Origin of the sequence: Bythopirellula sp., from assembly GCF_041737835.1 — a bacterium.
GTDB lineage: Bacteria > Planctomycetota > Planctomycetia > Pirellulales > Lacipirellulaceae > Bythopirellula.
Map to the genome: position 1 here is coordinate 39,431 of NZ_JBGSQY010000038.1, position 11,225 is coordinate 50,655.

The following is an 11,225-nucleotide window of genomic DNA, read 5'->3' on the forward strand; positions in this document are numbered from 1 at the left end:
CTTGTGCGAGACTTGAAAGGAGATGAATACGCACAAGAAAGTTAGCAAACGCTGTGCCGACAAGGGCCATATAGGCCTGACAACTATCGCGAATAAAGAGGGCGACCAGCGGTCGTAGCTTCTTAGAAGGTGGTTACTTTGTATTTGCTTTCATGGGAACAACGAATTCGATCACCGGCACGACCTCGCTGGGCACCAACACGGTATCTTCTTCATGCAGACCGGCGGCAGGTTCGCCTTCGTCGTTCAGATACCAATGATCCTTCTCTTGGGCGCATTTGCACTGCTTGCGATACTTCACGCTCAAGTCTTGAAACAGAAAATACTGGCCGCAGCCGCCGTGATTGGCACTTTGATAGCCCGCAATTTCGCGGCTCGGAGCGTCTCCCAGCAACGGAATGTCACGACGACTTTGCAAACGCACGGGCTGCAATTTGCCAGAGGCATTACGATGGCCAAGAGGGTAAGCGTAGCTCCCCCCCATCCACTTGCGGAAATACTCTTGCTTGGCAGGCGAAGCATTCCGTAACTCCGCCTTAGTAGGTATGTAGATAATCACACACCCGTTTGCAACACGTTCGGCCAGTTGCGAATCAGGACAGACCACGGCTCGCGCGGCTTCTTCAGGAGACAAGTAGCCCCCTTGGACTAACTTGGCGATATACATGCCCGCATTTTCATCGGGGCCGACCTGCGGTACGCCTTGATCTTTGAACAAAGCGTAGTTCATCGAGGCCGAGGCCAAGGTGTGGAGATTTCTTTCGCACGTGTTGCCCCGCGCGATGTCGCGACTGCCGCGTAAGGCAGGGATAATCAATCCCCCTAAGGCGGCACAAACGCAAACCGTGCCTATAAAGTCGGCCATCGTCCAGCGACGGTTGGGATTGAGATGATCGCGGTTCTCACTCAACCGTTTATTGGCACTCGCCACGGAATGGCAGACCATCTGAGACTTCTGAATGGAGTGATCGACAAAACAGCAAGTTCGCTTCGCCAGTTGTGTGGGAGGGACCGAGTCGGGCTCGGCTTCTTCACACATCCCCATGCATTCTTGCAGTTTAGTCAACTCTTCTCGGAGCGCGGGGTCTGCGGCCAGGGCGGCCTCGATTTCGGCCCGCTCGGGGGGGCTCAAATCCTCAAGCAGATAAGAAAGCAACTTTTCTTTCATCTGCCCACGACCTTACTCGTAAAACCTGGAAACCGGCAAACCTGAACTTCGCGGTGCCGCATAAGTTCCATACGTGGCCAAAGCCCGGCGGTTCATACTCTGTAAACGCTTCGCACTCTGGAAACAAAGCACGAGCCTGCCACATCGGGTGACAGGCTCGTGAAAAAAGAGCTCGGGAAGGGTAGCAAAGGCTGCCACAACGTGCGAAGAGCAATTTCGAGCTAAGTCGCCAAATGCGACATTAGCGAACGATTTATTAGCGGTTTGTGACCTGCAGGTCGCGCCACGATTGGCCGAGACGCTTGATCGCAGCATGAAGGCGGCTTTTGACCGTTCCCACAGGGACTGACATGATCTTAGCAGCGTCACGGTATTTCATCCCTTTGAAATAGACCAGGTTCACCGCGCTTTGCAGAGCATCGGGCAGCGTGGCCACTTCGTTACGAATCCATTCAGCCTGTTCGCCCGAATCCACAGCATCGCTGGGATTGGCTTCCTGGGTCGCAACCACTTCCATCAGTGAACCCACTTCCTCGCCGCTCGCGCTGTGAGCCATATCGAGGCTCAAGCGACGATGCCGACGATTGCGTCGTTGGGCATCAATGGCTTGGTTGGTGGCAATCGTGTAAAGCCAAGGACGGAATTTGCGGCCCGACTCAAACGATTCGCACTTCAGGTGCACTTGCAAAAAAGTCGTCTGGAACACATCCTCGGCCAACGCGCCGTCGCCGAGATAGCGTCGCAGATAATTGTACAGTTCACGTTCGTAGCGCGAGACCAACTCGCTGAAGACGGTCGTATCTTCCGCGCTCTGATATTTGGCGAGCAGCTGTTCATCGCTGAGCTTCGCCAAATCGTGATTGTTGTTCTTGTTCAAAACTTCCTTGGTGTTCCTAGCCATCTTTACGAACTCCTCGTTCCGAGAGTTCGACGTTTACGAGGAGAAAATCCTTTCTCCTAGCCGTCCAAATAGGATTCCGCGAACCCTCGCAACTTACATGTGCGTTTTCCATGGGTAGCGGACAGCGACCGGTCCACTTTCGTTAGACCAGCCGTAGCAGTCGAACCTGTTGCCCCATTGTAACCCCTCTTGCCGAAAAATGCTCGTAGGAGGTGTTTTTGCGACAGGCAGTTCATGCTGCTGTGTGTGTGAAAAAGCAAGTCCCATGCCGGGAAGTGTCTAATCCGTGGGAACCGCAGTGGTAGCAAAGTCCCAAAATCAAATGAGATAATCTGTTACGCAAATTGGTGGTTTCCCGGTTCACGAAATGTCCTTCGCCGGGGGCTGCCAAATCTTGCACTTTTTTCCAAGATCACAGACTTTGGCAGTCAGGCTGTCAAACGGCTGGTGATCGATTTTGCCACATTGGATGAAAATAATACGCTCAATTGGACAGTTATGAAATCGCTTGCAGAAAGGGTGATTCATCGCTGGCGTCGGAACAGAACGGCAACAACCCCGCCCAGCCACAAGCAACTCGGCTCGGGCACCGCTAATGGGTCAGCGAGACCGGCCAGCGGCGCTGCGTAATTCAACTGCCAATCTGCGAGATCGGCACTGCTGTAAGGCGTGGGCGATTCTCCCCGCTGCCATGCCAAGAAGTCGCGGCCATCGACGTCGCCATCGCCGTCGAAATCCCCCGGGCCGGGGATCGTCACGGTGAGATACTGATCCACCGCCACGTCGAACAATCGTTGGGTCGTGCCGTCGGGCCATTGAATCAAGAGTTCGTCAATGATTGATGCCGCTCCCAGGCCAAAGTGCACGGGCAAGTCGCTTTGATTGAACGTGCCGGCGTTGGTGTTCGCCTCGCGGCGGAGCGTGACTTCGTTGGGCGTCCCTTCAAACAGCGTCGCGTAGAGCGATGCACCAATGGCGGTCGTGTTCCAGCTCGGACCTTCCAGTTCCACATACAGCCAGTGATTGCCGTTGGTCGAGGCGTTGCTCACGAAGAGCCGCTCAGGGGTTGGGGCTCCCACGGGACCGATGTTGTTGGGGACGATAAGATCCTGGTCACCATCCCTATCGAGGTCGCCCCAGGTGCTGTCATAGCCACCCTCAATACCGGCATGAATTCCTTCGGCGACGGTCACATCGGTAAACTCCCAATTGCCGTCGTTGCGATACAACTTGCGGCCCTTGGTGCCCGCCGCATTGTTGTGGAAATACAGGTCGAGATCACCATCGTTGTCGTAATCGACCGCTCGGCCTCCATTCAGATCGCCTGCAGTGTCCGTCAAAAGAGGTTGATTTGTGATTGTATCGACGTCGGTAAACATGTTGTTTCCGTCGTTCCGAAAGATTTTGCTGTCCTCTCCATCGGCTCCAACCATGAACAAATCGAGCTTGCCGTCGTTGTCGAAATCAAGAAATTCGGCTCCAAAACTGTTGTTCATGAATTGAGTGCCGTTGGAATCGGCAATGTCCACGAAACTCAATGAGCCAGTTTCGACGAGTTGATTCTCGTAGAAATTGTTGCGAATGTTGTTGTCGTTCCGACAGGTGGAAATATAAACGTCCAAATCACCGTCGCCATCGGTGTCGCCGATAGCCATACCATATGCCTTCCAGCCAAAATCTTGCTGAAACCCAACCGCGGCACCTACGGCAGTAAATTGCTGGCTTGGCCCCTGTAAATAAATCTGATGCTTAGCGGGACCTTCCATGCCGATGAGCAAATCCAGATCATGATCGTTATCGATATCGACCCAGGCTAAATTCTGATGGAATTCGGCATCATTCAAGCCCGTGGCAACGCTGGTGTTGGTGAAAGGTGCGGGCCAATTGTTCTTGAGAACGTCGCCTTTGTCGTAACCCGCCAAAACACCAGCCGAGTTCGTGCTATTATCTTGTCCGACAAAGACATCGATCCTGCCATCGCCGTCGTAATCGCCCCACGCGGCACTCCACGAATCTTGTAGCGTGGGATTAGGCAGAATCGTTGCCGTAATATCGGTGAACGTAAACGAACCCGTGCCGATGACGTTATTACGCAACATCTTCTGGCTCTCAGTTCCGCCCCCTTGGAAGAACACATCCAGATCGCCATCGTTATCGATGTCGGCAAGCGATGCACTCCGTCCGGAAACATTCAACCCACCGAGGACCGTGGCCCCCTGCTCGGTGAAGGTCGCCGCATAAGTAGCTGTTGCCAACCAATGACTGGTAAGGACACAAAAAGCAGTTGCGCACAGAATGCGACGACCGGATACTGGCATTTGTCGATACTCCCTGACAAAGTGAATCTCGCCTCACGATATTCGCTTTGGTCGCGGATCGCAACAAAAACATATGCGAGTTCTCGCAAAAGACCGAAATTGCTGCGCGGGAGCGGGAACAAAGTGAAGATTTTGTCCTTTCAGCCAAAGACTCCCCAGGACTTCGCAAGGGATGGTGCGATAGATTCGCTATCTACCGAACAACAAGGTACTGGCGTGATTCGGTCGCATCGATCACTTATCGTCGGGATTAAGAAAATTAAAGGCCAAACCTGCCACTAATCCGCCGGCGAGGTCAGCGGCGATATGAACCCAAATCGAAGACAAATGGAACAGACCGAGTGTTCCTGCTCCCACGGCAACCGCAGGATTGAAAGCCCCGCCGGAAATCGAACCGACGGCAAATGCACCCGTGAGTACCGTGAATCCGATGGCCAAACCGTAGAACGAATTTCCCTCGGTCGCTTTGGCGGTAGCAGCATTCAGCACAACATAGGCCAAGGCAAACGTAAACAGAAACTCGGCCACGCCGGCCTTTGCCAAATCGGCCGGTGGTGCAGCCGGATTTTCAACACCGCCAGTTAGGTACTTGGCAGTCCCCGCAGCGAGTAGCGCTCCTGCGATTTGTGCAATCCAGTAAGGCACCATTTCGGCAGCCGGAAGACGACCACGCACGACGGCGGCCAGAGAAACGGCTGGATTGTAATGTCCCCCCGAGAGATGGCCACCCGCGTAGACCATCACCATCAATGCGGAACCAATCGCAATTGGTGGAATAATTCCTCGACTGGCGTCAGCAGATAAGATGACAGTACAGCCAATCGTAAGCACCAAAAAGAATGTGCCAATCAATTCCGTGACAAACTTGCGAATTAACATCGCATTTCCTTTCCATGAGTTGTGAAGCGGGAATCTGCCTACAAGGTCGTTCGCGAGCCAGGGCTATTTTGCCAAACCACATGCCCGCTGGATTGTCAACTTTCTTGCTGCGGTTGTCTATCGAGAAACAGCGAATTCCTCTCACTTTGCAGGCAAACTCAATCTTACCATCAACGTATAAATTACGACTTCACTCTGACAAGGCCTGCACGATTAATTCCTTGGGCGGCTGACCGTCGACAAGAGTTACTTCTCGCCAAGTAAACTTAGGACAGTCTGCTGGCCAATCGTCCTTCGGTTTGAGTTTGAAAGTTCCGGCGTTCATCGACAGAAACTCAAACGATCCATCCTCACGCGAAGTTGTGCATCTTCCAGCGAGGGGACCATGACTGCTTGACGTAAAAATCTTCAGGCCTGCAAGCGGCTCGCCATGAGCATCGAGCACTCGACCTTTTAGAACAATGCCTTTGTTGAATCGGACATCGCCCAAGTTTAAGACTCCATCTTTCTCACTGAACTTGTTTGCGTCGTCGTATTCGATGTCGATTTCAAGCGGGGCGTAACGCACGAGTGGATGCTTGGGGTTTGTGCGCTCCAAGAACTCGGTATCAATCACCTGCCAATCGCCACCCGTCGTGCCCAGGTGCAACCAATTGCGCGCTTCCTTAGGAGGCACTGTCACACTGAACGAACCATCTTCTTCGGTTGTCGTGCCACCATTCCAGTCGGCGTGGTGTTCCGTGGAGTATCCTACATTGATCATATTCTCGTTGACCCACGGCGGCCTTGATGAACTGACCGCGGCATGAAGCTTCACGCCACTCGCGGGCGAGCCCTCGGGGAGCAGTAGCCTACCGCGCACTTCGGTGCCGCGATGGAGTTTGATCGTTCTCAACTTCTTCGGATCCGCGGGCGGAGCATCGCCGCGAAACTCTTTCGGCAAATTACCCACCACGGGAAAGCCGCTTCCGTGACACCACCCTGGCCCACGCACATGCAGAAATGCGGCTTTCTCAGGACGTAATGGAACCTTGATCCGGCCACTGGCATCACTCACGAGCACCACCAGTTGTTGATCGGCTTCGTGCGGCATAGAAACGCTGGCATCGACCTTAATACCAGGCAGAGGTTTGGCAGTTTCGCCGTCAACAAATTCCACCGACCAAAACTGAATGGGAGAATCGACATCGACAGTACTGAGGCTCTCGTTAGCTCGCACCAAACTCACACAGCAGAGGGCGACGACAACTCTCACCATATAGGCAGTATTGTTTTTGGCTGGCATGCCTGATCACTCGTGAACCGATGACACGTGGCAAGTACTGAACAGCCAAGATTCTAGTCGACGACTGCGATGATCCGAATATCAAGTTCTGCGGGCAACGCCCGTCAGCAAATTGCCGGAACTGCGCTACCGCTTGTTCCGACCTGCAGTCGTCGCGAGACCGGTCAGGAATAGGACCACCCATGAAATACCGGGCTCAGGGACCGCAACACTCGTTGCCGTGAGACTAGCCACGCCGTAGTTCTCTTGCCAATCAGCAAGATCACCGGCGCTAAACGGATTCGTCGTTTCCCCCCGTTGCCATTTCAGAAAGTCACGCCCATCGACGTCGCCATCGAAATCAAAATTGCCCGGCTCAGTTACTTCCACAGTCATCCCCGCGACGAACGGTACGCCGGACGGATTGCCTGCCGTTCCTGTGAGTCGAATCTCGGTGAGCGTTTGTCCTTGGAACGTCAGTGGCAGTAACAGCACCTGTCGGTCGAGACGCACAGATCCGTAGTTCGCAGTTTCAATATCCGGACCAACGAGGTTGTTGTAGATGTTCTGGGCGTGGTCACGGATATTCGTCCCCTGCACGAGGTCGAAGCTGGCGTAGGCACCCCCAGTGCCGATTGCCTCCACGAGGCCATTATTGGCTCCGAATGTCCCGAATCCTGAGTTGATCAGTGTGTAGACTGCGACCACATCGGACTGATGGACTGGAATCACAAGATTGTAGGGACCGAGCGGGCTAATTACGATGCCCAAGCTGTTGGCAATATTCGCCTGCGGTTTCAAGTCAAACGGTACCCCGCCGACAGAGATCGTGATCGGCGCGACTGGGTACTGCGATCCACCGAATGATGTACGTAAATCAGCATTGAAATGGCTCGAAATGTCGACCGTATGGAACTCAGAAGCCACTAGTTTTGACAAGAAAACAAGCGTGATTGCCAGGGCTAGCAAGGTGAGCGAGCCAGCGCAATTAAGAGTTATTCTCGGAAACATTAGTTATCCCCTTAAAGTAGTTTGTCAAACACCGACGTACTCGATTTACCCGAGCGGCGGAACAGGCGACAAACAGCAACGCCAAACCAGGGAATCATGACAATCAATGCATTCGGCTCCGGCACGGCGGTGCTTGCCGCGATCAACCCGCCCATACCATAGTTTGCTTGCCAATCGGCGAGGTCACTCGCGCTGAAGGGATTGAGCGAACCTCCGCGTTGCCACAATAAAAAATCGCGCCCATCGACGTCGCCGTCGGCATCGAAATCACCCGCGATGGTTACTAACAGTCTTCCGGTCGTGTAGAGTTGCGTAGCGTTCCAACTGATACCGCTGGGGAGCGATGGGAGTTGCAAGGTATTGAAAGTGCCGCTGATGCCCGCACCATCGATAATGTTAAAAGCATCGCCCACGGCTGGAATGAACGGACTGCTCAGTAGCACCTGCAACGTACCATTGAGCGACACCGCTCCGCTGACCAGCAGTTGATCGTAATTCGTCGCCGGTATCGTGCCACCAATATCGAATTTTAGTTTGCCAGCGGCAGTTTGCGTGTAGCTGCCGTCAAGCTGCAAGGCACCTTCTGTGACGGATGCTTCGCTGCCGGGATCGACGATGCCGCTGTTCGTGATGTCCGCCGAAATGTTACTATTGCTCTCGATAATTCCGGTTGACGCAACCGTGAGCGTGCCAGCGACTGCGATAGAACCACCGGTAATGACCCTGAGTTGGCTCGCAGATCCGGTACCCGTGCGGCCAACCAATAGGTTTCCGCCGATAGTCCAGCTCGACCCGGCACCAACAACCCTTGCTTGGCCAACACTACCGCTCAATTCCCCGAGATAGGCGCTGCCGCTAGTAAGTATCTGGCCGCCATCAGAAACAAAAAGTTGCCCCACACCGAGTTTGCCAATAATGATTTCGCCATTGTTGGTCCACGTTGACCCTGCATCCTCAATATTGACGGTACCCGTAGCGAAAAAGGAGGATTTGCCCATCACGGCATTGCCGCTCGTTAGTTGCCCGCCATTTTGAATCGTCAGGTTGCTAAAATTTTGTTCGCCAATACTTAGGCTGCCACTGATAGTCAAAGCCGATCCAGCGCTGCTGACCGTCGCGTAATTATTGGTTCCACCCCGACCCATGACCATGTTTGCGTGCGTACCACCAGTGACATTGACATTCGCGCCGCTAGTAACATTTAAGCTGCCGCCATTGCCATCCTCGCCGATAATCAGCTCGTCACCCAGTTCCTGCGAGCCGGTCACATTGAACGTACCGCCATTTACGTTGAGCACTCCCCCGTTGTTTAAGCCAACGCTTGTGTTACCGATAATCACCGAGCTTGTGGAAAAATTGCTGAGCGAGGTATTGAGTTCGCCTTGCGTCCCAGCAGTGCCGATAACCAAGGCCCCCTCGGCCAACGTGTTGGCGGCGTCAATCGCAAAGTTAGCGGGCAATTGATTGAAGTTCACCGAGTCCGAAAAACTGACCGTGTTTGTCCCCACAATCAGTTGACGGACTTCGCGAGTGAGCGGACTAAGAATCGGCCGGCCTGGAAAGGTCACGGCGTATTCGATATCGAGATTGCGGTTGAACACGGCCGTATCGTTCACCAAGGGGACACCGGCCGACCATTTGGTGGCGTCGATAAAGCTGCCACCAAGATTGGTATTCCAATTCGACGTGATGGCGGCCACCGGCAGACTCAATCCCAACATCAAGAAACAAGCCTGGACGAAGGGAGAAATTTTCATGGTGGATCGACCCTATTGGAGTTAGTGCCCGAATGATTCTAACTTATCTTCGAGGCCGACCCTTTGGCCGCCATATTTATTCTTTTCTATTAGCCAACATACCCCCGGCGGAAGCCAAATAACATCATCGCAATCCCCCCTCCCAACAATGCGCACCCCGGCTCTGGCACGGAGGTGCTTGCCGCCGTTATCGAGCTGAACCCATAGTTCGCTTGCCAATCAGCAAGATCACCGGGGCCCCACTGAATGGGTGATTGGCCTCTCTGCCACATCAGAAAATCCCGGCCATCGACGTCGCCGTCGAGATCAAAGTCGCCGAGCGAGAAAATCGGAGCCGCGAGATAGGCCACGTCGAGCGTATCCCACGAGACGGTCTTGCCATAGCCCGCGTAACCAAACACCTCATAGTCAGTCAGGTCGTTGGGAACGAGCGTGGCGTACACGGATTCCGCGGGAAGTGATGTCAGTGTCACGGGTCCACTTCCTCCAAAAGCAGCATTACGCGCGAAGCCGCGCTCAGGCAGGGAAGACTGATAGCCTTCACCCGTGGGGCAGATTCCTAGAACAGGGCTCGCAAGTGCAGAGGTCGTCAGATTCACCAGCATCAGCATATCGTGTCCGATATATTGGTCGCCGAGATATCCAATGCTTCGACGGACCAGGGCGGCAGTTGCGCCGAAGGGCGCATTTTCTTGAAGCTCGAGGTATTCGGGCACTCCAGAGAAGTTGACATTGATGAGCCCGTAGACTTCGGCACCACCGACGATTTGGGTCATATTGGGAGTGCTCGGGCTTCCTTGGATGAGTGGGTTGTTATCACGAGCCGCGAGCCCGATCTGAAAATCTTGGTTCACGCCGTTACTCGTGCCGTAATTGGGAAGTGCCGCGCCGTTGTCGCTCACCAAATAGCGACCGTTGCCACCAGCGCTGCCGCTGCTCACTCCACCACCGGCGTTGATTGTTCCACCATCCGCGCTAAAGAGCGAGCTCTTGAACATCACCGTGCCACCCGCACCACCGCCACCGTGCCCGCCATTGCCGCCGCGGCCACCATTTCCTCCGCTACCCCCGTCAGTGCCGTCTCCTCCATCACCGCCATCTCCACCAGTGCCGGTTGCGGTCGTTTCGCCAAGAAACCCTCCGAATCCTGCACCCCCGGCGGTGCCTGATTGAGGATTGCTACTTGTGAATCCATTGAGTGCCCCCGCTCCGCGAATGTTGATCGTGCCGGCGAAATCGATGCGGCCCTGGGCGGCAATCTCAATCGCTCCGCCGCCGGCTCCACCTCGTCCCGAGCCAGCCCCCGTTGAACCATTACCGCCGAATCCACCTTGGCCACCGAGACCGCCCAGTCCGCCGTCGCCACCATTTTCAATAGCAAAAATGACCTGACCGTAACCGCCACCGCCACCGCCGCCGCCACCTTGACCACTGGTACCACCACCGCCACCGCCACCACCACCGCCTGAGCCACCGCTCGCACCGCCGGATCCACCACTGAGCGTGAAACCCGTCACATTGTTCTGGCCACCGCCACCATTCCCACCATTTCCACCGTCGCCTCCGTTGCGACCTGCGAAGCCATTTTGAAAACCGTTGCCGCCATCCTCACCGTCGTCACCCGTTGAGAATCCGGTAAGATAAGCGAGTCCGCCGTCGCCGCCATCGCCGCCATCCTCTAGTGATGTCAATACACTACCAAGAGTACCTGCCGTACCGGCCGATCCGCCCGGTTGAATGCTGATATTATTGAAGCCCGCTTGTCCTGCTGCACCGGCTTGTCCCGCGGTACCCACGCCACCGGGTGTGCCTGCATTCATTGGTGAGCCTGTTCCGCCATTCGCACCGTTATAACTCGGGTCACCGCTTACCACACCGCCAGCACCACCGGCACCACCCGCCGCGAACGTGCCGCCCGCGCCGCCCG

General features: G+C 54.9%; 7 protein-coding genes and 1 pseudogene. All 8 read right to left on the reverse strand.

Going from position 1 to position 11,225, the window contains the following annotated elements; translation table 11 throughout:
• Positions 1–133: 133 nt before the first annotated feature.
• The gene (locus AC6T8Q_RS11485; RefSeq protein ID WP_500679213.1) at positions 134–1,168 is read right to left on the reverse strand and encodes a hypothetical protein; all 1,035 of its coding nucleotides are present in this window, start codon (positions 1,166–1,168) and stop codon (positions 134–136) included.
• Positions 1,169–1,424: 256 nt separating this feature from the next.
• A complete protein-coding gene (locus AC6T8Q_RS11490; RefSeq protein WP_500679214.1) occupies positions 1,425–2,069 on the reverse strand; it encodes an RNA polymerase sigma factor in 645 nt (214 codons plus the stop codon).
• 524 nt (positions 2,070–2,593) lie between these two features.
• The gene (locus AC6T8Q_RS11495; protein WP_500679215.1) at positions 2,594–4,387 is read right to left on the reverse strand and encodes a CRTAC1 family protein; all 1,794 of its coding nucleotides are present in this window, start codon (positions 4,385–4,387) and stop codon (positions 2,594–2,596) included.
• 234 nt (positions 4,388–4,621) lie between these two features.
• Positions 4,622–5,266 (reverse strand): MIP/aquaporin family protein, encoded by a 645-nt coding sequence (locus tag AC6T8Q_RS11500; protein WP_500679216.1) that lies wholly within the window; start codon positions 5,264–5,266, stop codon positions 4,622–4,624.
• Between the two features lie 190 nt (positions 5,267–5,456).
• Positions 5,457–6,551 carry a carboxypeptidase-like regulatory domain-containing protein gene (locus AC6T8Q_RS11505; RefSeq protein WP_500679217.1) on the reverse strand — a complete coding sequence of 365 codons (1,095 nt, stop codon included), beginning with the start codon at positions 6,549–6,551 and terminating at the stop codon, positions 5,457–5,459.
• A gap of 126 nt (positions 6,552–6,677) precedes the next feature.
• Positions 6,678–7,541 (reverse strand): hypothetical protein, encoded by an 864-nt coding sequence (locus AC6T8Q_RS11510; RefSeq protein ID WP_500679218.1) that lies wholly within the window; start codon positions 7,539–7,541, stop codon positions 6,678–6,680.
• Positions 7,542–7,552: 11 nt separating this feature from the next.
• A complete protein-coding gene (locus AC6T8Q_RS11515; RefSeq protein ID WP_500679219.1) occupies positions 7,553–9,298 on the reverse strand; it encodes an autotransporter outer membrane beta-barrel domain-containing protein in 1,746 nt (581 codons plus the stop codon).
• Positions 9,299–9,387: 89 nt separating this feature from the next.
• Positions 9,388–11,225 (reverse strand): annotated as a pseudogene (locus tag AC6T8Q_RS11520) (hypothetical protein); the annotation flags it as partial.

Bases quoted from the DNA above. Each gene is read 5' to 3' on its own strand.
- AC6T8Q_RS11485 (WP_500679213.1), bottom strand. From the start codon at position 1,168: ATGAAAGAAAAGTTGCTTTCTTATCTGCTTGAGGATTTGAGCCCCCCC.
- AC6T8Q_RS11490 (WP_500679214.1), bottom strand. From the start codon at position 2,069: ATGGCTAGGAACACCAAGGAAGTTTTGAACAAGAACAACAATCACGAT.
- AC6T8Q_RS11495 (WP_500679215.1), bottom strand. From the start codon at position 4,387: ATGCCAGTATCCGGTCGTCGCATTCTGTGCGCAACTGCTTTTTGTGTC.
- AC6T8Q_RS11500 (WP_500679216.1), bottom strand. From the start codon at position 5,266: ATGTTAATTCGCAAGTTTGTCACGGAATTGATTGGCACATTCTTTTTG.
- AC6T8Q_RS11505 (WP_500679217.1), bottom strand. From the start codon at position 6,551: ATGCCAGCCAAAAACAATACTGCCTATATGGTGAGAGTTGTCGTCGCC.
- AC6T8Q_RS11510 (WP_500679218.1), bottom strand. From the start codon at position 7,541: ATGTTTCCGAGAATAACTCTTAATTGCGCTGGCTCGCTCACCTTGCTA.
- AC6T8Q_RS11515 (WP_500679219.1), bottom strand. From the start codon at position 9,298: ATGAAAATTTCTCCCTTCGTCCAGGCTTGTTTCTTGATGTTGGGATTG.